General features: G+C 63.7%; 22 protein-coding genes. 15 read left to right on the top strand and 7 right to left on the bottom strand.

Annotation, left to right across the window (positions count from 1 at the left end; all coding sequences use genetic code 11):
* Positions 1 to 373, top strand: a 373-nt coding sequence (locus CWO91_RS14290) for an endonuclease domain-containing protein (protein WP_130214014.1), incomplete at its 5' end; no start/stop codon positions are given.
* A gap of 246 nt (positions 374 to 619) precedes the next feature.
* Entirely contained in the window at positions 620 to 2293 is a 1674-nt protein-coding gene (locus tag CWO91_RS14285; RefSeq protein ID WP_245471250.1) for a tetratricopeptide repeat protein, read from the top strand.
* Between the two features lie 185 nt (positions 2294 to 2478).
* On the opposite strand, the gene CWO91_RS14280 is transcribed toward CWO91_RS14285, so the two are convergent.
* A complete protein-coding gene (locus tag CWO91_RS14280; protein WP_091889078.1) occupies positions 2479 to 3138 on the bottom strand; it encodes a TetR/AcrR family transcriptional regulator in 660 nt (219 codons plus the stop codon).
* Positions 3139 to 3385: 247 nt separating this feature from the next.
* On the opposite strand from CWO91_RS14280, the gene CWO91_RS14275 reads away from it, so the two are divergent.
* The 3 genes from CWO91_RS14275 (at position 3386) to CWO91_RS14265 (ending at position 6054) form a co-directional block, all read left to right on the top strand.
* Complete coding sequence (locus CWO91_RS14275; RefSeq protein ID WP_091889076.1) at positions 3386 to 3928, top strand: OsmC family protein; 543 nt, start codon at positions 3386 to 3388, stop codon at positions 3926 to 3928.
* A gap of 37 nt (positions 3929 to 3965) precedes the next feature.
* Complete coding sequence (locus tag CWO91_RS14270; protein ID WP_165405446.1) at positions 3966 to 5099, top strand: acyl-CoA dehydrogenase family protein; 1134 nt, start codon at positions 3966 to 3968, stop codon at positions 5097 to 5099.
* 76 nt (positions 5100 to 5175) lie between these two features.
* Positions 5176 to 6054 carry a sulfurtransferase gene (locus CWO91_RS14265; RefSeq protein ID WP_130214012.1) on the top strand — a complete coding sequence of 293 codons (879 nt, stop codon included), beginning with the start codon at positions 5176 to 5178 and terminating at the stop codon, positions 6052 to 6054.
* A gap of 217 nt (positions 6055 to 6271) precedes the next feature.
* Here the strand turns inward: CWO91_RS14265 and CWO91_RS14260 are convergent, their stop codons facing one another.
* A complete protein-coding gene (locus CWO91_RS14260; protein WP_130214011.1) occupies positions 6272 to 8206 on the bottom strand; it encodes a sigma 54-interacting transcriptional regulator in 1935 nt (644 codons plus the stop codon).
* A 159-nt stretch (positions 8207 to 8365) separates the two neighbouring features.
* On the opposite strand from CWO91_RS14260, the gene CWO91_RS14255 reads away from it, so the two are divergent.
* The 4 genes from CWO91_RS14255 to cynS all read left to right on the top strand — a co-directional run bounded on the left by CWO91_RS14255 (position 8366) and on the right by cynS (position 12245).
* A complete protein-coding gene (locus tag CWO91_RS14255) occupies positions 8366 to 9748 on the top strand; it encodes a CmpA/NrtA family ABC transporter substrate-binding protein (protein ID WP_130214010.1) in 1383 nt (460 codons plus the stop codon).
* Positions 9749 to 9914: 166 nt separating this feature from the next.
* A complete protein-coding gene (ntrB, locus tag CWO91_RS14250; RefSeq protein WP_130214009.1) occupies positions 9915 to 10754 on the top strand; it encodes a nitrate ABC transporter permease in 840 nt (279 codons plus the stop codon).
* A 4-nt stretch (positions 10755 to 10758) separates the two neighbouring features.
* On the top strand, positions 10759 to 11682 hold the full coding sequence (locus CWO91_RS14245) for an ABC transporter ATP-binding protein (RefSeq protein ID WP_130214008.1): 924 nt from the start codon (positions 10759 to 10761) through the stop codon (positions 11680 to 11682).
* A gap of 74 nt (positions 11683 to 11756) precedes the next feature.
* Positions 11757 to 12245, top strand: coding sequence for a cyanase (gene cynS / locus CWO91_RS14240; protein WP_104462481.1), 489 nt, complete (start codon positions 11757 to 11759; stop codon positions 12243 to 12245).
* Here cynS and CWO91_RS14235 read toward each other — a convergent pair.
* A complete protein-coding gene (locus CWO91_RS14235) occupies positions 12232 to 13059 on the bottom strand; it encodes an isocitrate lyase/PEP mutase family protein (RefSeq protein ID WP_130214007.1) in 828 nt (275 codons plus the stop codon). The genes cynS and CWO91_RS14235 overlap by 14 nt on opposite strands.
* Positions 13060 to 13163: 104 nt before the next feature.
* Here CWO91_RS14235 and CWO91_RS14230 point away from each other — a divergent pair, with 104 nt between their 5' ends.
* Positions 13164 to 14138 (top strand): LysR family transcriptional regulator, encoded by a 975-nt coding sequence (locus tag CWO91_RS14230; protein WP_130214006.1) that lies wholly within the window; start codon positions 13164 to 13166, stop codon positions 14136 to 14138.
* A gap of 5 nt (positions 14139 to 14143) precedes the next feature.
* Here CWO91_RS14230 and CWO91_RS14225 read toward each other — a convergent pair whose 3' ends face one another.
* Positions 14144 to 14467, bottom strand: coding sequence for a DUF1476 domain-containing protein (locus tag CWO91_RS14225; protein WP_128932894.1), 324 nt, complete (start codon positions 14465 to 14467; stop codon positions 14144 to 14146).
* Between the two features lie 319 nt (positions 14468 to 14786).
* Here CWO91_RS14225 and purC point away from each other — a divergent pair, with 319 nt between their 5' ends.
* Together purC and purS are read left to right on the top strand one after the other, a co-directional pair.
* Positions 14787 to 15554 carry a phosphoribosylaminoimidazolesuccinocarboxamide synthase gene (gene purC, locus CWO91_RS14220; protein ID WP_173015815.1) on the top strand — a complete coding sequence of 256 codons (768 nt, stop codon included), beginning with the start codon at positions 14787 to 14789 and terminating at the stop codon, positions 15552 to 15554.
* A 15-nt stretch (positions 15555 to 15569) separates the two neighbouring features.
* Positions 15570 to 15809 carry a phosphoribosylformylglycinamidine synthase subunit PurS gene (purS, locus tag CWO91_RS14215; protein ID WP_130214005.1) on the top strand — a complete coding sequence of 80 codons (240 nt, stop codon included), beginning with the start codon at positions 15570 to 15572 and terminating at the stop codon, positions 15807 to 15809.
* 13 nt (positions 15810 to 15822) lie between these two features.
* Here purS and CWO91_RS14210 read toward each other — a convergent pair whose 3' ends face one another.
* Positions 15823 to 16839, bottom strand: coding sequence for a magnesium and cobalt transport protein CorA (locus CWO91_RS14210; RefSeq protein WP_130214004.1), 1017 nt, complete (start codon positions 16837 to 16839; stop codon positions 15823 to 15825).
* 168 nt (positions 16840 to 17007) lie between these two features.
* On the opposite strand from CWO91_RS14210, the gene purQ reads away from it, so the two are divergent.
* Genes purQ through CWO91_RS14195 form a run of 3 tightly spaced genes read left to right on the top strand, consistent with a single transcriptional unit; the run spans position 17008 to position 18915 of the window.
* The gene (gene purQ / locus CWO91_RS14205; RefSeq protein WP_091889052.1) at positions 17008 to 17709 is read left to right on the top strand and encodes a phosphoribosylformylglycinamidine synthase subunit PurQ; all 702 of its coding nucleotides are present in this window, start codon (positions 17008 to 17010) and stop codon (positions 17707 to 17709) included.
* On the top strand, positions 17706 to 18677 hold the full coding sequence (locus CWO91_RS14200; RefSeq protein WP_091889050.1) for a tripartite tricarboxylate transporter substrate binding protein BugD: 972 nt from the start codon (positions 17706 to 17708) through the stop codon (positions 18675 to 18677). The genes purQ and CWO91_RS14200 overlap by 4 nt, the downstream gene beginning before the upstream one ends.
* 40 nt (positions 18678 to 18717) lie before the next feature.
* Positions 18718 to 18915 carry a hypothetical protein gene (locus CWO91_RS14195; protein ID WP_091889048.1) on the top strand — a complete coding sequence of 66 codons (198 nt, stop codon included), beginning with the start codon at positions 18718 to 18720 and terminating at the stop codon, positions 18913 to 18915.
* A gap of 16 nt (positions 18916 to 18931) precedes the next feature.
* Here CWO91_RS14195 and CWO91_RS14190 read toward each other — a convergent pair whose 3' ends face one another.
* Entirely contained in the window at positions 18932 to 20812 is a 1881-nt protein-coding gene (locus tag CWO91_RS14190; RefSeq protein ID WP_091889046.1) for a TRAP transporter large permease, read from the bottom strand.
* A complete protein-coding gene (locus CWO91_RS14185) occupies positions 20809 to 21834 on the bottom strand; it encodes a TRAP transporter substrate-binding protein (RefSeq protein WP_091889044.1) in 1026 nt (341 codons plus the stop codon). Before CWO91_RS14185 ends, CWO91_RS14190 begins: the two co-directional genes overlap by 4 nt.
* Positions 21835 to 21891: the final 57 nt, after the last annotated feature.

Here is a 21891-nt window from a genome sequence, read left to right as displayed (position 1 = left end):
CGGGCAGGGCGGCGGCGTGCCCGACAGCGGCTCGACCGTGCGCGGCCTCGCCCGCCTGCTCCGCCGCAACCCGACCGATGCCGAGCGCCTGCTCTGGCATGCCCTGACCCGTGATCGTCGTTTCGCCGGCCAGTTCAAGCGCCAGACCCCGGTGGGGCGGCATATCCCGGATTTCGTCTCATTCCCGCACCGGATCGCGATCGAGCTGGTCAACCCGGGCGAGGGCGAGACCATCGCCGCCGACCGTGCGTCGCGGCGTGTGTGGCTCGAAGCGCGGGATTATCGTGTGCTGGAGATCCGGGCGGCGGACGTCGAGCGCGATCTGGAGGCGGAGCTGGTGCGGCTTGCCGGGATGATGGCGCAGAGCGCGTAGGTCTCGTCGCGCATCGGTCTTGTAGGGTGGCAAAGTGTAGCGTGCCCACCATGTCGATCGGCAATGTTGAGACAGAATTTGTGGGCACGGCGCTGCGCGCCTTTGCCCACCCTACGGCACTAGTCTGCGCCAAGCTTTCGGCCAGCTGGAGCTCCATTTGCCAACGACGCAACCGAGGGCTGTGCAAACTCGCAATCCGTTGCTATGACAGTCCTCGGGAATTGAGTTGGGGACTGTATGTTTGGAATGATCGGCCGCGCACTCATTTGTGCGGTAGCAAGCTTCAGTGTTTTGGCGCTGACGGCCTTGCTCGAAATATCAGGCGCTCGCGCGGAAATGCCCTTGACCTCCAAGTGCAACGCGGTCGGAAATTTCAGCGTTGATGACCGCATCGCGGGCTGCTCCGCCATCATTCAGGCGGCGACGGGCATGCAGCAAGGCGTGATCATGGCGTACTTCCGCCGCGCCATGTTCTACCGCCAGAAGGGCGAGATCGATCTTGCGATCGCGGACTACAACCAGATCATCGAGCGCGATCCGGCCAATCTGAACGCCCGTATCGCGAGAGCTTCTGCGTTTCTCCAAAAGCGAGAGCCCGAGGCCGCGCTGCCAGACTATGCCAAGGTGATCGAGCTTGATCCGAAGAATACCTACGCATATCTCGGACGTGCTCACGTCTATTCGGCGAGACGCGACTTCGTCCGCGCCATCACCGACTATGATCAGGCTCTCCTGATCCATCCGGACAATGTCATAGAGCATGTCGAACGGGGCCTCGCTTACGTCCGCAAGGGGGATCCGGATCGGGCCATGGCCGACTGTGATCGAGCGGTCGAGATCAGCCCCCAAACCGGCGGCGGTCAATTGTGCCGCGGCCGGGTTTACTTCGCCAAGGGTAACAGAGAGCGTGCATTGGCCGAACTCGATCAAACAATCCAAATCAAGCCGAGGAATGAGTATTTCTACTACTTCCGAGCCGAATCCTTTTCTCAGCTGGGCGAACTCGACCGCGCTATCGCCGACTATGACCGGATCATCGAGTTGAATCCACAAAGCCGATCTGCCTACGGCTGTCGGGGCGTCGCCTACGCTCGAAAAGGCGATTATGATCACGCGATTGCCGATTACAACCAGGCAATCCAGCTGGCACATCAGGATCAAGCAATCCCTGGCGATCGGCAGCCTCAGATTCAAGGTCAGGGCGCCGACCCCATTTCTGCATCCGTCGCTGGTGAGTCAATCGTACTCGCTGCGGGGGATGGACCTGCGCTCCGCGCTCGCGGAGTGGCCTACTACGCAAAAGGGGACCTTGACCGCGCTATCGCAGACTATGATGAGGCGATCCGCCTCAATCCCAAGGACAAGGACGCAATATCGTCTCGCGGCAATGCGTACAGAACCAAGGGGGACTTCGGCCGCGCGATTGCGGACTACGATCAACTCGTGCAGCTGGATGCCAAGGATTCACGCGCCTACTTTCATCGCGCGAGGATCTATTGGCAGAGTGCTTCATTCACCAAATCGTTGACCGACCTGGATCAGGCGATCCTGCTCAATCCAAAGGATGCCTATCCGGTCGTATGGCGCGAAATTCTTGCAAGGCGCAGTGACCAACCGAGCCAGCTGAGCGAGGCTGCAAAGCAGCTGGACGCGGCGAAATGGCCCGCGCCGATCGTCAATCTCTTTCTTGGCACAATGACGCCGGAGCAAGTGCTCAGCGCGGCGGACGATGCCGACCCCACGAAGAAGAAGGCGCAGGTCTGCGAGGCGAATTTCTATATTGCTGAGCGCGCACTGCAGGGCGGCTCCAAGGAAGAGGCGTTGAGGCTGTTCGACTTGGCGGCAGCTGATTGCCCGAAGACCTTCATAGAGAAACAGGCCGCCGACGTCGAGCTTGGCGCGTTGCGAGCGAGCCGCTGACTGTTGTTAGGCAAAGCGCAGCGTGCCCACCGATGTCGATCGGCAACGTTGCGACAGAATTCGTGGCCACGGCGCTGCGCGCCTTTGCCCACCTCCTGAATCTTCGTAGCCCGGATGAGCGGAGCGATATCCGGGACGGTGTTCCCGCATGTCGCTGCGCTCATGCGGGCTACGGATGAGACCGATCACACTGCCTCTAGCTGGTCCGCCGCGCGCTTCTTCTTCGTCTTCGACTGGCTGAGCAGGGGACCTGCCGCAAGCGCGGCGGTATCGGCAACGCCCGGATCGCGCGAGATCATCGCCGCGACGATGGCGCCGTCGATGATGAGGCCGAGCTGGTGCGCGAGCACGGTGGGCTCGCTGGAGCCGAACTCGCCGGCGAGTTTCTCGATGTGGCCGAGCACGATTTTCTTGTGCTTCAACGCGATGTTGCGGAACAGCTTCTGGTCCTTGTCGTGCTCGCCGACGGCGTTGATGAAGGGGCAGCCGTAGAAGCGTTCTTCGGCGAACCAGCTCTTCAGCGCGGGGAAGATGCGCGTCAGTTTCGCCTGCGCATCACCGCCGCCTTGCTCCATCGCGCCGATGAACCATTCGCGCCACTGCTTGCCTTCGCTCTCCAGCACCGCGTTGACGAGGTTGGTCTTGGAGCCGAACAATTTATAGAGCGTGGTCTTCGCGGTGCCGGCTTCCTCGATGATCGCATCGATGCCGGTGGCATTGATGCCGTTCTTGCAGAACAGATGGGTCGCGGCGCTCAGCAAACGCCCGCGCGCGGACTCGTCGTCGCCTGCGCCAGCACCGGCGTGCGGCGAATTCGATTTTTTCTTCGATGACGTCTTAGCCATGGACTCGAACTTACCCGCAGCTGCGCCGCATCAGCAAGCCGCATCTGTTCCGCGCCGAAAAGATTCGCACGCGCAAGCGCATCTGCTTCGCCTTTAAGCAAGCTGCGGCTGATCAATCCGCAGGCAGGGACACTTAAGCGGCTCCAATGCTTCGCGTTTTGTTTTCGGCTTGCTGTGGCACGCTCCATGCAAGGAAACAGACCGTTCGGTATCCTGCCGATTTCCACTTCTGCCAGGGAGAAGACTGATGACTGCCGTCGTTCAGAAGACAGTGCTGACGGGGTGCCTCGCGCCCATCGACAAGAATGGCCTCGAGCAACTGATCGCGAGCGGCAAGGCCAATCCGAAGGTCGTCAAGACCTTGAAGTGCAAGACGGTCGCGGAGGGAAAATTCCGCCACGCCAACTACATCCGCAATTTGCCGCCCTACATCGTCGACGAGCCCCCGGGGCTTCTGGGCGACGATACCGCGCCCAATCCGTCGGAAGCCTCGCTCGCCGCGCTCGGCTCCTGCCTCGCCGTCGGTCTGCACGCCAACGCCGTGCATCGCGGCTGGATCGTCAACAAGCTCGAGCTGGAGCTCGAGGGCGACCTCAACATCACTGCGGTCTGGGGCACCGGCGACACTTCCGACAAGCCGGTCGGCTTCACTGACGTCCGCGTCAAGGTCGACATGGAGTGCGAGGGCATCGCGCCGGACGAGATCAACGCGCTGGTCGCCCATGTGAAGAAATGGTCGCCGGTCGCCAACACCTTCACCCGCCCGGTCAATCTCGAGGTCGGCATCTAGCAGACAGCAATCAGCAACTGGGGTGCGGGAGACGATCATGGGTTCACTGGCTTTATCGCGGGTCGACGTTTTGGATCATCCCGCACCGTCCATTGCAGGAGAGGTGGCGCGGATCGCGCGGGAGCAGCTCGCGCCGCTCGCTGCCGGCATCGACGCCGGCACGGTCTATCCGGCCGAGGTTCTGCGCAAGTTCGGCGCGGTCGGCGCCTGGGGCAGTCACGTCCCGCACGAAGGCCCCGCGGATCTGCGCTGCGCCATCCAGGCGATGGCGGCGATTGGCGAGATTTGCGGCGCCACCGCCTTCATGGCCTGGTGCCAGAACACGCTCGTCTGGTACGCCGCGAACTCGACAAATCTGAAGCTGGCAAAACGCTTTGGCGATGCCTTCTCGACGGGGCGGGTGCTCGGCGGCACCGGGCTCTCCAATCCGATGAAGAGCTTCTTTGGCATCGAGAAGCTCAAGCTGAAGGGGCGCAAGGTCGAGGGCGGCTACATCGTGCGCGGCGCGCTGCCCTGGGTCTCCAATCTCGGTCCTGACCATTACTTCGGCACGATCTTCGAACGCGAGGACGATCAGGGCATCGCAAAAGGCGAGCCTGGCACGGTGATGTTTCTGGCCGACTGCTCCGATCCCGCGATCACGCTGACGCCGTGCAAGCCGTTCCTCGCCATGGACGGCACCGGCACTTATGGCGTCCAGTTCCGCGACGTCTTCGTGCCGGACGAACTGATCCTGGCCGATCCCGCGGGTCCCTTCGTGAAGAAGATCCGCGCCGGCTTCATCCTGCTCCAGGCCGGCATGGCGCTCGGCGTGATCAGGGACTGCATCAACATCATGGACGAAGTCGACAGCCCCCTTGGCCATATCAACCGCTATCTGCCGCAGCAGCCGGTGCATTTTCGCGATCTCGCCGCCGAGCTCGAGACCGAAACGATGGCGCTGGCGCGTGATCCCTACAACGAGGAGGAGACCTACTGGCGCAAGGTGATCGCACTCAGGCTTCGTGCCGGCGAAGCCAGCGTCGCGGCGGCGCATGCGGCGATGCTGCATTGTGGTGCACGCGGTTATCTCAAAAGCCATCGCGCTCAGCGGCGACTGCGCGAGGCCTATTTCGTCGCGATCGTCACGCCTGCCACCAAGCAATTACGCAAGATGCTCGCCGATTCCTGATCTTCACGAGTCCACCCGAAGACGCCTGCCAAGACGACTGTTAAGACCACCTTCAACCTCAACGGAGAGGCTGCCAATGACGGACGTTCTGATCTCTGCCAGCGAACTTGCCGATCTCTTGAAGACCGAGCCCTGTGTCGTCATCGACACCCGCAATCCCGACGCCTACGGCGCCGGGCACCTCCCCAATGCCGTGAACGTGCACGACATCTTCACCTATCTTGCGACCTCGACGCCCGACGGCATCAACGAGCTCAAGACCAAATTTGCCGACGCCTTTGGTGCCGCCGGTCTCTCCGGAACGGAGACAGCGGTGGTCTATGAGCAGTCGATGAACTCCGGCTTCGGTCAGTCCTGCCGCGGCTACTATCTCCTCACCATGCTCGGCTATCCCAAGGTCAAGGTGTTGCATGGCGGTTTCGATGCCTGGGCAGTAGCCGGATTGCCGGTCACCAAGGACGTGCCGACGCCGGCGAAGGCCTCGTTCACGATCGTGCCTGAGGCGGGCGAGATCCTGATCGACGCCAAGACCATGCTCGGGGCCGTCGGCAAGCCCGGCATCGCCATCCTCGACGTGCGCGACGTCGATGAGTGGATCGGCGACAGCTCGTCCCCATACGGCAAGGATTTCTGCCCACGCAAGGGCCGCATCCCCGGCGCGGTGTGGCTGGAATGGTACCGCATGATGAAGCCGACCGCCGAGGGCCCGCGCTTCAAGTCCAAGGACGAGATTCTGGCCGAATGCGCCACTGTCGGCATCTCGCAGACGACGCCGGTCTATCTCTACTGCTTCAAGGGCGCGCGCGCCTCAAACACGTTCCTGGCGCTGAAGAATGCCGGCGTAAAGGACGTGCGGATGTACTTTGGCTCCTGGAACGAATGGTCGCGCGATCCGTCGCTGCCGATCGAGCAGGGATTGCCGATGGCAGCGGAGGTCACGATCAAGGCGGCGTGATAGCGTGCCGCTGCCTTAGGGCTCGGTCCACCTCTCCCCGACGGGGAGAGGTCGGATTGCTCCTGGCGATGCGAAGCATCGTCCAGCGCAATCCGGGTGAGGGGGCGTTGCCTTTGGTGAGACCGTAAGCCCTCACCCGGATCGCATCTCTCGATGCGATCCGACCTCTCCCTACGGGAGAGGTGAACCGAGGCGCGCGACCGTGCTTCGCCACATTCTAGCCGTTGAGATCTGCCCGCGGACGAGGCGCAATACCAAGCGCCTTGATCCGCGAGGCCAATGTGGTCGGCTTGATATCGAGCATCTCGGCCGCGCCGCCGGGGCCGAAGACTTTCCCTGCGCAGGCTTCGAGCGCCGCCAAAATGTTGGCGCGCTCGTGATCGCGCATTTCCGATGACGTCATGACCGCGGGGCGCACATCGGCTTTCGGGCGTGCAGCGCCGCTCGGAGCTTGCGTGCCGGAGGGGTCGGGCAGATCGATGCGCAGCCGCCCGTTCTGGGACAGGATTGCGGCGCGCTCGATCACGTTCTGCAATTCGCGGACATTGCCGGGCCAGTCGTAGCGGGTCAGCCGCCGCGCATCGCCTTCGGACAGACGCAGGTTCGACTTCAACGCCTTGCTCTCGCGCGTCAGGAAATGCTGGGCGAGCAGCGGAATGTCCTCGCGTCGCTCGCGCAAGGGGACAGTCTCGATCGGAAATACGTTGAGACGGAAATAGAGGTCCTCGCGAAACCGGCCGCGTTGCACCTCCTGCTTGAGATCGCGATTGGTCGCGGCAATGACGCGCACGTCGACCGCGCGCGTGCGCTCCTGGCCGACGCGCTCGAAATTGCCTTCCTGCAAGACGCGCAGCAGCTTGCCCTGGAGTTCGAGCGGGATCTCGCCAACCTCGTCCAGAAACAACGTGCCGCCGTCGGCAAGCTCGAACCGGCCGATGCGGTCGCGCGTTGCGCCGGTGAAGGCGCCGCGGACATGACCGAAGAACTCGCTCTCGAACAATTCGCGCGGGATCGCGGCGCAGTTGACGCGGATCAGCGGCCGGTCGCTGCGACCCGAGGCTTCGTGGATGGCGCGCGCGATCAGCTCCTTGCCGGTGCCTGATGCCCCGGTGATCATCACGGCCGCGGTGGTCGGGGCCACCAGCTTGACCTGGCGCAGCGTCTTCTGGATCGCCTCGCTCTGGCCGATGATGCCGCGGGGATTGGTCTCGATGCGGATTTCTTCCTGGAGATAGGCGTTTTCGAGCTCGAGACGCTCGCGCAGGCGGTCGACCTCGGCAAGCGCGGCATGCAGCTTCTCGTCGGCCTCGCGGCGCTGGCTGACATCGCGAAACACCACGACCGCGCCGACCACCACGCCGCGGTCGCGGATCGGAGTGGAGGTGTATTCGACCCAGGCGGGCGAGCCGTCCTTGCGCCAAAACACCTCGCCGTCGACCTGATGCACGGCGCCGTCGCGGAACGCCGCATAGATCGGGCAGTCGTGGTTGTGATAGTGCCGGCCATCATGGTGGGTGTGGTGCACGATCGGATGGATTTCCTTGCCGACCAGCTCCTCGGCGGTCCAGCCGAGCATCCGCTCCGCCGCAGGGTTGACGAAGGTGGTCTTGCCTTCGGCGTTGACGCCATAGATGCCTTCGCCGGCCGCGCGCAGGATCAGCTGGTTCTCGCGCTCGATGTCCTGGAATACGCGTTCGACCCGCTGCCAGGTCGAGATGCCGCCGCGCATGTGGTCTTCGGCAGCAGCGTCGACGTTGCGTCGGCGGCGCGCTTCGAGATCGGTGAGGGTGAGCAGCACCAGCGTGCGGCCGTCATGGGGCAGGATGCAGCCGGCATATTCGAGCCTGAGATTTTGCCCGGCGGCATGGCGCGGGGTGAGCGCCGTGGTCCAGTAAGCGCCCTTGTGCAGCACGGCCTGGGTGAACACGGTCAGCGCCGGGAGCTGGCCGGCATGAAGGGTGCTGGCCCTGGTCTGCCGCAACAGCGTGCGGTCGTAGCCGAGCAGGGTGCAGGCCGCCGGATTGGCGTCGATGATCTGATCGCGGGAGGGATCGACCAGCAGCGTCGCTTCCACTGAGGACTCAAACGCCGCGGTGCGCGGATCGATGGTTTCGGCCGCATCGTCGCGGCCGGGCATTGGCGTCATTGCCATTACGAAATCTCGTCATTTGATTACGAATTTTCGTTTATCACGACTTTTCGTAGCGACCAAGCGCGACGGAAAGTGCTGCGTCATCAACGCACTGCCTCGCGATCCGGCGATGGCATGCTCCTTGCGTAATTCCTTCTGCAATGACGCGCAGGAGGTCCGATGTCCACATTCGACAATCCGTTTGATCCCGATCGAAACCTTCGAGCCGGTTGTGTCTGTGGCCAGCACCGATCGGCGGCGGAGCACGAGCAGGCGAGCGCAGCCCTGCGCTGCGACCCGTCGGACAGCGAGGAGACGCGTTACGCGGGCGTTGTCGCCTCCGCTGTGATGCGCGCGATGTTTCCGCAAGATATGGCGCGGCGCGCGTTTCTGAAATCGGTTGGGGCCTCGACGGCGCTGGCCGCGCTGTCGCAGTTCTTCCCGCTTCAGACCGCAACCGAGGTGTTTGCCGAGACTGGCGCGCCCGAGAAGAAGGACCTCAAGGTCGGCTTCATCCCGATCACCTGCGCGACGCCGATCATCATGGCGGCCCCGCTCGGTTTCTATGCCAAGCACGGCCTCAACGTCGAAGTGGTCAAGACCGCCGGCTGGGCAGTGATCCGCGACAAGACGATCAACAAGGAATACGACGCGGCACACATGCTGGCGCCGATGCCGATCGCGATCTCGCTGGGGCTCGGTGCGAACGCCATTCCCTTTGCCGTGCCGGCGATCGAGAACATCAACGGGCAGGGCATCGTGCTGGCGGCCAAGCACAAGGACAAGCGCGATCCCAAGGACTGGAAGGGCCTGAAGTTCGCCATTCCCTTCGACTATTCCATGCACAACTATTTGCTGCGCTATTATCTCGCGGAAGCCGGTCTCGACCCCGATACCGACGTGCAGCTGCGCTCGGTACCGCCGCCGGAGATGGTCGCGAACCTGCGCGCCGACAACATCGACGGCTTCCTCGCGCCCGACAACATCTGCCAGCGCGCGATCTATGACGGCGTCGGTTTCATGCATCTCTTGTCCAAGGATATCTGGGATGGCCATCCCTGCTGCAGCTTTGCTGCGAGCCGCGAGTTCATCACGACGGCGCCGAACAGCTTTGCCGCACTGACGCGGGCCATCGTCGATGCGACGGCCTATGCGTCGAAGGCAGAGAACCGCAAGCAGATCGCGGAGGCGATCGCGCCGGCGAACTACATCAACGCGCCGGTCACGGTGCTGGAGCAGGTTTTGACCGGCACCTACGCCGACGGCCTCGGCGGGGTGAAGACCGACGCCAAGCGGGTCGATTTCGATCCGTTCCCCTGGCAGTCCTTTGCGGTGTGGATGCTGACGCAGATGAAGCGCTGGGGCCAGATCAAGGGCGACGTCGATTACAAGACGGTCGCCGAGCAGGTGTACCTGGCGACCGATACGAAGAAGCTGATGACCGAGATGGGGCTGTCGCCGCCCGCGAGCAGCTACAAGTCGTTCGCGGTGATGGGCAAGACGTTCGATCCGGCCAAGCCGGAGGATTATTTGGCCAGCTTCAAGATCAGGAAGGCATCGTGAGTAAACTTCTCTCGCTACCGTCGTCCCGGCGAAGGCCGGGACCCATAACCCCAGGGAGATGTTTGGCGAAGACTCATCGTTCGGTGCTGCTACCGATCGCGATCGATAGATTCCGCGGTATGGGTCCCGGCCTTCGCCGGGACGACATGTGGAGAGGTCTTGCGCAATGAACTCCTCCCTCCGCCTCCGCGCCGGCCTCGTCTCTATCGCGCTTCTCGCCGCATTCCTCGGCATCTGGCATCTCGCCACGCGCTCGACCGGCGCAACGACAGCGATGAGTCCGGAATACGCCAAGCTGATGGGGCTGACCGCGACGCAAGGCAAATCCGCGATGCCCGGGCCGCTCGATGTCGGCGCAAAGCTCTGGGAGCACCTGAGGCGGCCGTTCTATGACAACGGGCCGAACGACAAGGGGCTCGGCATCCAGCTTGCCTATTCGATCGCGCGCGTCGGCACCGGCTATCTGCTGGCGGTGCTGGTCGCGATCCCGCTCGGCTTCCTCATCGGCATGTCGCCGCTGCTCAGCAAGGCGCTCGATCCCTTCATCCAGGTGCTGAAGCCGATCTCGCCGCTGGCCTGGATGCCGCTGGCGCTCTACACCATCAAGGATTCCTCGATCTCGGCGATCTTCGTCATCTTCATCTGCTCGATCTGGCCGATGCTGCTCAACACCGTCTTCGGCGTTGCCGGCGTGCGCAAGGAGTGGATCAACGTCGCGCGCACGCTGGAGGTCGGCACCGTCAGGCGCGCCTTCACCGTGATCCTGCCGGCGGCAGCGCCGACGATCTTGACCGGGATGCGCATCTCGATCGGCATTGCCTGGCTCGTGATCGTCGCCGCCGAAATGCTCGTCGGCGGCACCGGGATCGGCTATTTCGTCTGGAACGAGTGGAACAACCTCTCGATCACCAATGTCATCATCGCGATCCTCCTGATCGGGATCGTCGGCATGCTGCTTGACCAGATCCTGGCGCGATTCACGCGCATGGTTACGTTTCCGGAGTAGGGCAGTGACCGATAAATTCATCTCCATCGAAGGCATCGCGAAGCGCTATCCGGGCGCGGGCGGCGCCACCACGACCGTGTTCGAGAATCTGTGGCTGTCGATGGCCCGCGGCGAGTTCTGTTGCGTGATCGGCCATTCCGGCTGCGGCAAAACCACAGTGCTCAACATCCTTGCCGGCCTCGATGCGCCGAGCGAAGGTGCCGTCATCGTCGACGGGCAGGCGATTTCCGGCACCAGCCTCGACCGCGCCGTGATCTTCCAGAGCCACGCGCTTTTGCCCTGGCGCACCGTGCTCGGCAACGTCGCCTATGCCGTCAGCTCGAAATGGCGGAGCTGGGATCGCGCCAAGGTCAGGGCGCACGCGCAGAGTTTCATCGATCTCGTCGGCCTCACCGGCTCCGAGCACAAGCGTCCCTCCGAGCTGTCGGGCGGCATGAAGCAGCGCGTCGGCATCGCCCGCGCGCTCTCGATCACGCCGAAGATGATGCTGATGGACGAGCCGTTCTCGGCGCTCGACGCGCTGACGCGCGGCACGCTCCAGGACGAGGTGCGGCGGATTTGCCTCGAGACTGGGCAGACCGCGTTCATGATCACCCATGACGTGGACGAGGCGATCTATCTCGCCGACAAGATTTTCCTGATGACCAACGGTCCGGGCGCGGTGCTCGCCGAAGTCGTCGAGAACCCGCTGCCGAGGGATCGCGGCCGCACCGATCTGCACCGCCATCCGCTGTACTACGCCTTGCGCAACCACATCATCGATTTCCTGGTGACCCGCAGCAAGACCTTTGCCGCCGAGACGCCCGGTCATGATCCGCGCAACGTGCCGGTGGTTCAGATCGGCAAGCCCGGACTGACGATCGCGTCGAATGGCGAAGAGCAACGACAGCCATGGATACCCGGGCCCAGCCCCGGACTGACTGCGTGATTTTATAGACGCATGATCTACGGAAAACCGCTTCACACTTTTCCGGATCATGCTTTTGAAGAGGAGACCCTGACATGAAACGCGAAGACCTCACCGAAAAGCTGCTCGACATCAAGCGCGAGAAGGGCTGGAGCTGGAAACACATCTGCGACAAGATTGGCGGCTATTCCGAGGTGCTGATCGTTGGCGCGATCCTCGGTCAGATGAAATTGACCAAGCCGCAGGCCGCCAATGCCGGCGAGCTGTTCGGCCTGTCGAAGGCGGAAGTTGCCATGCTCAACGAGGTGCCGATGCGCGGCACCGGCACGCCGATGCCGCCGACCGATCCGCTGATCTACCGCTTCTACGAGATGGTGATGGTGAACGGCCCGGCCTGGAAGGCGCTGATCGAGGAAGAGTTCGGCGACGGCATCATGTCGGCGATCGACTTCGACATGGGCATCGAGCGCGTCGCCAACCCGAAGGGCGACCGCGTCAAGATCACCATGAGCGGCAAGTTCCTGCCGTACAAATATTACGGTGCCAGCGGCAACGTGCCGGAGTACGGCTTTAAGGAGGAGTGACCGCGGCGAAGGCGGCGCGCAGCTCGCCGACGGGCGCCATGTCGCGAATATAGGTGAAGGATCCCTTGTCCTTCATCTCGCGTGCGCAGTTCAGGAACGCGGCGAGCGCGTAGCGTGACATGGCCCCGCCGACGCTGATGCGCTTGACGCCGGCGGCGGACAATTGCCCGACTGTCAGCGTCGGGTCGGCAAAGCCCATCACGTGGTTGAACGGCTTGCCGAGCGAGGCGACGACGGTCCGGATCGTGGCGAGATCGTATAGGCCCGGCGCATACAGGACATCGGCACCCGCGGCCTCGAAGGCCTGCAGGCGGCGAATTGTGTCGTCGATGTCCTTGCGGCCGTGCAGGAAGTTCTCGGCCCGCGCGGTCAACGTGAACGGAATTGGCAGCGCGCGCGCCACTTCGACCGCGGCCTGGACGCGCTCGACGGCGTGGGAGAAGTCGTAGATGGGACGATCACGGTCGCCGCTGAAATCCTCGATCGAACCTCCGACCGTGCCAGCCTCGGCGGCGCGCTGAATCGCTTGGGCGGCACGCTTCGGCTCATCTGCGCCGCAATTCTCGAGGTCCACGCTGACCGGCAGGTCGGTGGCTTCGACGATCGCGCGCACGTTGGCGAGGATGACGTCGAGACTGACGCCGCCGCTGCCGAGCATGTTGGCCACCCCGAGGCTCGTGGTCGCCAGGGCCTCGAAGCCCATCGCCGCGAGCAGCTTGGCCGTACCGGCATCCCAGGGATTGGGAATGATGAAAGCGCCGGCGCGCTCGTGCAGTGCGCGAAACGCCGTCGCCTTGTCCAGCTGGCTCGTCATGGCTCGTCTCCGTGTTGTTCGTCCAAGCAGCCTTAGGAGCGTTTCCGTCATCCGCCAAATTTGTTATTCCTTCAGTGATCATCAGTTTTTTGCATGAGGTCGCGATGGACAGTGATGCCCTCAACACCTTCCTGGCGGTGCATCGCAGGGGCGGGATCTCGAATGCCGCAAAGTTCCTGCATCGTTCGCAGCCGGCGATTTCGCGCCGTATCGCCCTCTTGGAGCAGGAGCTCGGCGTGCCCCTGTTCGACCGGGTGGCAGGCCGCACCCGGCTCAGCGATGCCGGGCGCGTGCTGATCCCCTATGCCGAGCGCGCGGTTGCCGCGGCGCAGGACGCCGAACAGGCGATCCGCGCATTGACCAAGCGGAATTCGGGGCCGGTATCGCTGGCCGTCACAGGCACGCTGGCCGATGGCCGCCTCTCGACCATCATGAAGCGGTTTGCCAGGGAAAATCCCGCCGTCACGCTGGCGCTGCAGACAGCGACCAGCGCGGAGGTCAGCGATCTCATCCGGCGCGGCGAGGCCACGATCGGCCTGCGCTACAACACCGACCGCTCCGGCGATCTCGCCTGCGAGCAGGTGCTGAGCGAGGCGTTGCAGGTCGTCTGTGCGCCCGACCATCCTCTGGCCGGAAAGCGCGTGAAGCGCCTCGCCGAGCTGCGCGGCGAGCGCTGGATCGCATTCCCGGAGACTCGCGGGCGTCGCGAGATCGCCGCCGCTCACGTGTTCGCGCTGTTTCTGACGCAGGGACTCGGCGCAATCGAGTGGACGGCCGTGGACAGCCTCACCGCGCAGAAGCGGCTCGTGGAATCGGGCTTTGGCCTTGCACTCCTGGCGAGAAGCCACGTCGCGGAGGAGCTGCGTGCGGCCTCGATCGCGACGATCGCCGTGGGCGATCTTGCCGCGAACCAGGACATCGTCCTTGTCACGCGTCGTGGCGGCTTTCTGAGCGCGGCCGCCGATCGCCTGCTCGAGACCATCCGCCGCAACTATGCCGGGCCGGATGTCTCGACCATGCGGGACGCCAGAAAGCGGTCGCCGGCGCGCAAGGGAATTGTGCGCCGGCGCCTCGCCTGAATCAGTTACTTCCCGGCCTTCACCTCGGCGGCCGCCACCGCGATCAACTCGCTCATCTTGGCGCGAATCGCCTGCTCGGTGACGGCGACCTTCTTGGCGGCGAAATCGGCCATGACCTTGCGCAGGACGTCGCCATCGCCGGCCTCCTCGAAATCGGCCGCGACCACCTCCTTGGCATAGGCGGTGGCGGCGTCACCGGTGATGCCGAGCTGTTCGGCCGCCCACAGGCCGAGCAGCCGGTTGCGGCGGGCCTCCGCCTTGAATTTCTGCTCCTCGTCGAGGGCGAATTTCTTCTCGAAACCTTCCTCGCGCTTGTCGAACTCGCTCATGCTTTGTTCCAAATCCCTCTGAATGGAGCGGGAGCCTTCCGTTGCGGCGACCCGGCTGCATGCCTACATAGAGAGCAGAAATAGGCAAAACAACGGGCCGTTAAGCCGCAGGCAAGACGGTATAAGTTGGTGCCGGACGGCCGGATCGATTGTGCTTGGACAGCCAATCGGATAGGTTGCCTAAGGCTTGGTTCCCGTTCTGTTTCCAAGGATTCGAGACGGGTTCCCAGCCGTTCACGGCAGCTCCGCTGTGGGTCCTAATCCTAGTCAACCGGAGCACACCAAATTCATGGATTTCAACAAAACACGGTACATCCCAATGAGCCGTCGGCGTCGCATTTATGAAGGCAAGGCAAAGGTTCTCTATGAAGGCCCGGAGCCCGGTACCCTGATCCAGCACTTCAAGGACGACGCCACCGCATTCAATGCGAAAAAGCATCAGGTGATCGAGGGCAAGGGTGTCCTCAACAACCGGATCTCGGAGTACCTGTTTCAGCACCTCAACGACATCGGGGTGCCGACCCATTTCATCCGCCGCCTCAACATGCGCGAGCAGTTGATTCGCGAGGTCGAGATCGTGCCGCTGGAGGTGGTGGTGCGGAACGTTGCCGCCGGCTCGCTGTCGCAGCGCCTCGGCATCGAGGAGGGCACCCAGCTGCCGCGCTCGATCATCGAATTCTACTACAAGAACGACCAGCTCAACGACCCCATGGTGTCGGAAGAGCACATCACGGCCTTCGGCTGGGCGACGCCGCAGGAGATCGATGACATCATGGCGCTCGCCATCCGCGTCAACGACTTCCTCACCGGCCTCTTCCTCGGCATCGGCATCCGTCTCGTCGACTTCAAGATGGAGTGCGGCCGCCTGTTCGAGAACGAGATGATGCGGATCATCGTCGCCGACGAGATCTCGCCGGACTCCTGCCGTCTGTGGGACATCAAGTCGAACGAGAAGCTCGACAAGGACCGCTTCCGCAGGGATCTCGGTGGCCTGCTCGAGGCCTATACCGAAGTCGCAAAGCGCCTCGGCATCCTCATGGAGAACGAGCGTCCGCAGGGCTCCGGCCCGGTGCTGGTGAAGAGCTGAGAGAGGATCTTTGACGTGAAGGCACGTGTCACCGTTACCCTGAAGACGGGCATCCTCGATCCGCAAGGCAAGGCCATCGAAGGCGCGCTGAAGTCGCTCGGCGTCGACGGCGTCGCCAGCGTCCGCCAGGGCAAGGTGTTCGACATCGAGCTCGCCGGCGCCGACAAGGCCAAGGCGGAAGTCGCACTGAAGGAAGCCGCCGATAAGCTCTTGGCGAATACCGTGATCGAGAATTATCGGGTCGAGATCGTCTGACGCGCGGGGCGGCTTACAGCCACCCTGCACGCCGAAAACGCCAGTACAGCGCGACGCACGCCGCCAGCATCACGCCGAGCAGCATGTAATAGCCGTACTCCCATTCCAGCTCCGGCATGTGCTTGAAGTTCATGCCGTAGATGCCGGCGAGCGCGGTCGGGATCGCGATGATCGCGAGCCAGGAAGCGAGCTTCTTGGAGACCGCGGTCTCCTGGGCCTGGCCGACCAGCAGGCTCGCTTCGAAAGCGAAGGCCAGCACCTCGCGCATGGAATCGATCCGCTCCTGGATGTTGCGGACGTGGTCGGTGACGTCGCGGAACAGTGGCTGCATGGCCTGCCGCACCATCGACAGCTCGTCATGCTCCAGCCGGCGGCAGACCTCCACCAGCGGTCCGATCGCGTTGCGGAGCCGCAGGAGGTCGCGGCGCAGCATATAGAGCCGCTCGATCTGCGCCTTGGTGATCGCGTGCGCGAGCACGTCGTCCTCGATCTCCTCGATCTCTTCGTGAATGCTCTCCAGCACGGGCGAGTAATTGTCGACGATGAAATCGAGAATGGCATAGAGGATGTAGTCCTCGCCGCGAGCGAGCGCCCGCGGGCAGCTTTCGCAGCGTTCGCGCACCGGCGCGTAGGACGTCGAAGCGCCGTGGCGCACCGAGACCAGATAGCCGTCGCCAACGAAAATGTGCGTCTCGCCGAAGGCGATCCGGCCTTCGACCAGTTGCGCGGTGCGCGCGACGATGAACAGAGCCTCGCCGTACTGCTCGATCTTGGGCCGCTGATGGGCGTGGTTGGCGTCCTCGATCGCGAGATCGTGCAAATCGAACTGCTTCTGCACCGCGCCGAGCAGCGCCATGTCCGGCTCGTGCAGGCCGATCCAGACCACATGGCCGGGCTTGGCCCGCCAGCTCGAGGCCTCGCTGATGGCGATATTGGCGACGCGCCGGCCGTCGACATAGGCGCCGGCAGCGACGACGCCCTCGGTGGGCACCGGCTCGGAGGGGGATGCGGGCAGCGACGGGATATTCATGGCTTCGATCCCGGGCAAATCGAGCGGTCAGACTGCGTGCGGCCAGAGCCTGTGTACAAGGCCCTTTGCCGAGGCTAGCACTGGTAAAATCCCCGTCAAATGGTTATGTCTCTTGGCGAATTGGCCCCTCCGTGCCCCCCGATTCCAGCCACCGTCGGAACTTAAGCCATGAAAGCCGCCATCCTCGTCTTTCCCGGAATCAATCGCGAGCGCGACATGGCGCGTGCCTTGAGACTGATCTCCGGCAGCGAGCCGGCAATGGTGTGGCACGCCGAGACCTCACTGCCTGCGGGCACCGATCTCGTGGTGGTGCCGGGCGGCTTCTCCTATGGCGATTACCTGCGCTGCGGCGCGATTGCGGCGCGGGCGCCGGTGATGGACGCGGTGCGCGACTACGCAGCCAAGGGCGGCCTTGTGCTCGGCGTCTGCAACGGTTTCCAGATCCTCTGCGAGTCCGGCCTTTTGCCGGGCGTCTTGATGCGCAATGCGCGGCTGAAATTCATCTGCCACGACGTGCATCTGCGGGTCGAGCGTTCCGACACGCCGTTCACCCGCGGCTACAATGCCGGGCAGGTGATCCGCGTGCCGGTCGCCCACGGCGAGGGCAATTACGAGGCGGACGAAGAGACCATCAAGCGGCTCGAAGGCGAGGGGCGGGTGCTCTATCGCTACTGCTCGGCCGACGGTGTCGTTGACGATGACAGCAACATCAACGGCGCGGCGCATTCCATCGCCGGCATCGTCAACGACAAGGGCAACGTGCTCGGCATGATGCCGCATCCGGAAAACCACGTCGAAGACATCATGGGCTGCACCGACGGCCGCGGCCTGTTCGCCGGTCTGGTCCAGCATCTGGAAAAAGCCGCGTGATTTCGTTCATGCTGAAGCGGTCGCTCGCCGCGCTCGCGGCGCTGTCGTTCGCGACCGCTGCGTTCGCGCAGGATTATCCCAAACGTCCTGTTACCATGATCGTGCCGTTCGCGGCCGGCGGCACCTCGGACGTGATCGCGCGGACCGTCGCCGAGCAGATGGGCATTGCGCTCGGCCAGACCATCGTGATCGAGAACGTCGCCGGCGCCGGCGGTTCGACCGCGCTGGCACGCGCCTCTCGTGCCGAGCCTGACGGCTACACCATCGCGATCGGCAATGCCGGCACCAATGCCGCGACCTATACGATCTATCCAAAACTGCCGTTCACGCCGGACTCGTTCGTGCCGATCGCCATGGTGGCGAAGACGTTCGGCATCATCGCCGTGCGCAAGGATCTTCCGGCGAAGGACCTGAAGGAGTTCATCGCCTATGCCAAGGCCAATCCGGGCAGGATCAATCTTGGCCATGCCGGCGTCGGCTCCTCGAATTACCTGATCTGCAAGAGCTTCGTCACCGCCGCCGGGATCGACGCGACGCTGGTCGGCTATCGCGGCGCCGCGCCCGCGCTGACCGATGCGGTCGGCAGTCAGATCGACGGCGTCTGCGATGCGGCGGCGTCCGTCTCACAGTCGATCAACGAGAAGCTGGTGAAGGGGCTCGTGGTCGGCTCGACGGTGCGGCTCGCGACGCTGCCGGATCTTCCGACGTCGGCCGAAGCCGGCCTGCCCGAATTCGAGGCGCAGGGCTGGAACGGCCTGTTCGCGCCCAAAGGCACCCCGCCGGCGGTGATCGCCAAGCTCAGTGCCGCCGCGCGCACGGCGGTGGAAACCGACGCGGTGAAGAAGCGCTTTGCCGACCTCTCGACCGTTGCGCCCGACCCCGACGAGCACACGCCCGAGGTGCTGCAAAAGCTCGTGACGCGTGACGTCGAGAAGTACCGGAAGATGCTGGCGGACGACGCCAAGTAATAGCGGCATTCGGCTGCGATTTCATGAACTTGCATCGCGTTTGAGACGACTGACCCTCGTCGCGACGCTGGACGATCTCCAGAAGCAATGGCCGCACTTGCTGCAGATGGTCGGCCGCACGGCCAAAGCGCGCATGGTCTTCAACGAGCTCCTGATCCAGATGCGGCGCGCGCCGAAATATCTGCGCAAGGCGCAGGCCGAATGGCTGTCGATCGCCGAGAAGCAGCTTTCGACCTGAAGGGGGCGTGCCAATCTCATAGAAACGCTAGGGATATCCAGGGTACGAAAGTGATCAGCAACAGGCCCAGGAACAGCCAGGCGAGATAGATCCAGATCCGGCGCATGCCTGCATCCGGCGGCACGTTGCCGATGATGCAGGCGGCGTAGTAGCAAAGGCCGAACGGCGGCGCGAACAGGCCGAGGCCCATGGCGAGGATCACCACCATCGCATAGTGCACCTCGTGGATGCCGAACTGCGCCGCCACTGGAAAAAGCAGGGGGCCGAACAGCACGATGGCCGGGATGCCCTCCAGCACGCTGCCAAGCACGATGAAAGCTAGCACCGAGATCAGCAGGAAGCCGTAGGCGCCGCCTGGCACGCCCGCCATGCGCGCGGCGAGATCATGCGAGAAGCCGGATTGCGCCAACGCCCAGGCCATCGCGCTCGCGGCGCCCACGATGAACAAGATCGAGCCGGAGAGCGAGGCGGTCTGGACCAGCATCGGCAGCACATTCTTCCATGTCAGACTGCCGCGATAGATGATCAGGCCGAGCACGAGGCAGTAGGCGATGCCGATCGTCGAGACTTCGGTCGCGGTCGCAACGCCCTCGACCACGGCGCTGCGGATCAGGAACGGCAGGGCGAGCGCCGGCAGCGCCACCCAGAACGTTCTTGCGACCACGGATAGCGGCGCGCGAGCGACCTTGGCCGCGCCATTCTCCTCCGCGCCCGCCCGATAGCGCGCAACGAAAGCAAGCACGATCGCCAGCACGATCCCCGGCAGGATGCCGGCGGTGAAGAGAGCCGCGATCGACACGCCGGTGACGGAGGCGATCGCGATCAGCACGATCGATGGCGGAATGGTCTCGCTCATCGCGCCCGATGCCGCCAACAGCGAAACCAATTCGCCATCCTTCATGCCGCGCTTGCGCATTTCGGGAAACAGCACCGGTGCGATCGCCGCCATATCGGCGGTCTTGGAGCCGGAGATGCCCGAGACCAGCAGCATGGCGCCGAGCATCACATAGGACAGCCCACCGCGGACATGGCCGAGCACTGAGGCGAGGAAGGCGACCATGACCCGCGCCATGCCGGTCTGCTCGACCAATTGGCCCAGCAGCACGAACAGCGGCACTGCGAGCAGGATCAGCGAGCTCATGCCTTCGTCGATCCGCCCGACCACGACCAGCAACGGGGTGCGCGTCGTGGTCAGCAGGAAAGCGACGGTCGCAAGGCAAAAGGAAAACGCGATCGGCACGCCCGCCATCACGGCGCAGCCGAGCAGCCCGACGAAGAAGATCAGCAGGTTCCAGTTGCCGAGCGACTTCAGCCAAGGCCCGGCGAAATAGAGTGCGCCGGCGATCGCGGCAAACAACATTCCAACGGCCAACAGGTCCTTCGCCGATCGCTTGACCAGCATGAGGCAGATACTGGCCAGCGCGACGACGCAGCCGACCGGAATTGCCGCGGCGCGGACCACGCCCGACCAGCCGAGCGCCGGCGTCTCCACGAACGCCTGATCTTCCACATAGTCCAGCGCCGGATGCAGGATGATCGCCAGGAACAGCGCGACGGAGCCGGCTGCGAGCGTCGAGGCCCACGCCTCCGCGCGTGGCGACAAATGGGAGGTGAAGAAAGTCAGGCGCATATGCGCCGAGCGCTGCACCGCGATGGCGCTGCCGAGCATGGCGAGCCAGAGGAACAGGATCGAGGCGAGCTCGTCCGACCAGACGATCGGCCGATGGAAGACTCCGCGTGCGACGATGCCGGCGAACAGGATGATCACCTCGGCGACCACGGCGATCGCCGCCGGGATCTCCACCAGCCAGCGCAGCACCTGCTCCGGCCAGCGTCCCCGGATCGCCCGCGCGTCACCGAGCGTGACCGCCTCGGGCATGTCGACGACCGCGCTCATGCGAGCGCCCCGACGGCGGCCTCGAGTGTTTTCCAGTTGTCCTCACCGAACTTGCCGCGCCATTCCTTGTAGAAGCCGGCGCTCGACAATCCCTTGCGGAAGGCCTCCTTATCGGACACCTCGAAGCTGATGCCCTTGGCGACCAGTTGATCCTTCAGGGTCGTGTTGAGCTTCGCGGTATCGGCGCGCTGCTCCATCGCGGCCTGGTCGAATTCTTTGCGGACGATCACCTGTAGATCGTCAGGCAGTGCCTTCACCGAACGGCGGTTGCCGAGGATGAAGAAGGGATCCCAGATGTGATTGGTCTCGGAGATGTACTTCTGCACCTCATAGATCTTGCCAGCCTCGATGGTGACGAGGCCGTTCTCCTGCCCATCGACCAGATGCGTCTGCAGCGCCGTGTACAATTCGTTGAAGTTGATTGAGGTCGGGTTGGCACCCAGCGACTTGAACAGGGAGGTGAAGATCGGCGAAACAGGCACGCGGATCCGATAGCCAGCGAGATCGCCCGGCGTCTTGATCGGCTTGGTAAACGACGAGATCTGCCGAAACGTGTTGTCGGCCGGCTTGGCCATCACTAGCGCGCCGGTCTTCTCGATCTGGGTTGCGATCAGCCTGCCGAGATCGCCATCCATCGCATTCCAGACCTGGCTGTAGTCGGAGAAGGCAAAGCCGACATTGGCGATTCCGGCCACAGGCGATACGGTCGACAGCACGGAGCCGGCGATGTTGAGGAAGTCGACGCCGCCGCTGCGGATCTGGGTCAACAGATCGGTGTCCGAGCCGAGCTGCGAGGCCGGAAAGAACTTGATCTCGAGGCGCCCGCCGCTCGCCTCCTTGATCCGCTTCACAGCCTGGTCGAGCCGGGTGTTGATCGGTTGCGTCAGCGATTGGCCGGTGGCGAGCTTGTACTCGAACTCGGCCGCTTGCGCCGGCCTGGTGCGAACGGCGACCAGAGGTACAGCCGCGGCAGCGGCAGCCATGAAATTGCGGCGCGAGATGGTGTGGCGCTGACCCGACATCGTTCGTCCTCCCCTGATGCTGTTGTGCCGCGCCTTGTCTTGTCGGCGCACGTCTTC

Source organism: Bradyrhizobium genosp. SA-3 (assembly GCF_004212635.1).
Lineage (GTDB): Bacteria > Pseudomonadota > Alphaproteobacteria > Rhizobiales > Xanthobacteraceae > Bradyrhizobium.
Note: the sequence above shows the minus strand (reverse complement) of the source record. Positions and strands in the feature narration are given on the sequence as shown.

Bases quoted from the DNA above. Each gene is read 5' to 3' on its own strand.
- CWO91_RS14285 (WP_245471250.1), top strand. From the start codon at position 620: ATGATCGGCCGCGCACTCATTTGTGCGGTAGCAAGCTTCAGTGTTTTG.
- CWO91_RS14280 (WP_091889078.1), bottom strand. From the start codon at position 3,138: ATGGCTAAGACGTCATCGAAGAAAAAATCGAATTCGCCGCACGCCGGT.
- CWO91_RS14275 (WP_091889076.1), top strand. From the start codon at position 3,386: ATGACTGCCGTCGTTCAGAAGACAGTGCTGACGGGGTGCCTCGCGCCC.
- CWO91_RS14270 (WP_165405446.1), top strand. From the start codon at position 3,966: ATGGGTTCACTGGCTTTATCGCGGGTCGACGTTTTGGATCATCCCGCA.
- CWO91_RS14265 (WP_130214012.1), top strand. From the start codon at position 5,176: ATGACGGACGTTCTGATCTCTGCCAGCGAACTTGCCGATCTCTTGAAG.
- CWO91_RS14260 (WP_130214011.1), bottom strand. From the start codon at position 8,206: ATGGCAATGACGCCAATGCCCGGCCGCGACGATGCGGCCGAAACCATC.
- CWO91_RS14255 (WP_130214010.1), top strand. From the start codon at position 8,366: ATGTCCACATTCGACAATCCGTTTGATCCCGATCGAAACCTTCGAGCC.
- ntrB (WP_130214009.1), top strand. From the start codon at position 9,915: ATGAACTCCTCCCTCCGCCTCCGCGCCGGCCTCGTCTCTATCGCGCTT.
- cynS (WP_104462481.1), top strand. From the start codon at position 11,757: ATGAAACGCGAAGACCTCACCGAAAAGCTGCTCGACATCAAGCGCGAG.
- CWO91_RS14235 (WP_130214007.1), bottom strand. From the start codon at position 13,059: ATGACGAGCCAGCTGGACAAGGCGACGGCGTTTCGCGCACTGCACGAG.
- CWO91_RS14230 (WP_130214006.1), top strand. From the start codon at position 13,164: ATGGACAGTGATGCCCTCAACACCTTCCTGGCGGTGCATCGCAGGGGC.
- CWO91_RS14225 (WP_128932894.1), bottom strand. From the start codon at position 14,467: ATGAGCGAGTTCGACAAGCGCGAGGAAGGTTTCGAGAAGAAATTCGCC.
- purC (WP_173015815.1), top strand. From the start codon at position 14,787: ATGAGCCGTCGGCGTCGCATTTATGAAGGCAAGGCAAAGGTTCTCTAT.
- CWO91_RS14210 (WP_130214004.1), bottom strand. From the start codon at position 16,839: ATGAATATCCCGTCGCTGCCCGCATCCCCCTCCGAGCCGGTGCCCACC.
- purQ (WP_091889052.1), top strand. From the start codon at position 17,008: ATGAAAGCCGCCATCCTCGTCTTTCCCGGAATCAATCGCGAGCGCGAC.
- CWO91_RS14190 (WP_091889046.1), bottom strand. From the start codon at position 20,812: ATGAGCGCGGTCGTCGACATGCCCGAGGCGGTCACGCTCGGTGACGCG.
- CWO91_RS14185 (WP_091889044.1), bottom strand. From the start codon at position 21,834: ATGTCGGGTCAGCGCCACACCATCTCGCGCCGCAATTTCATGGCTGCC.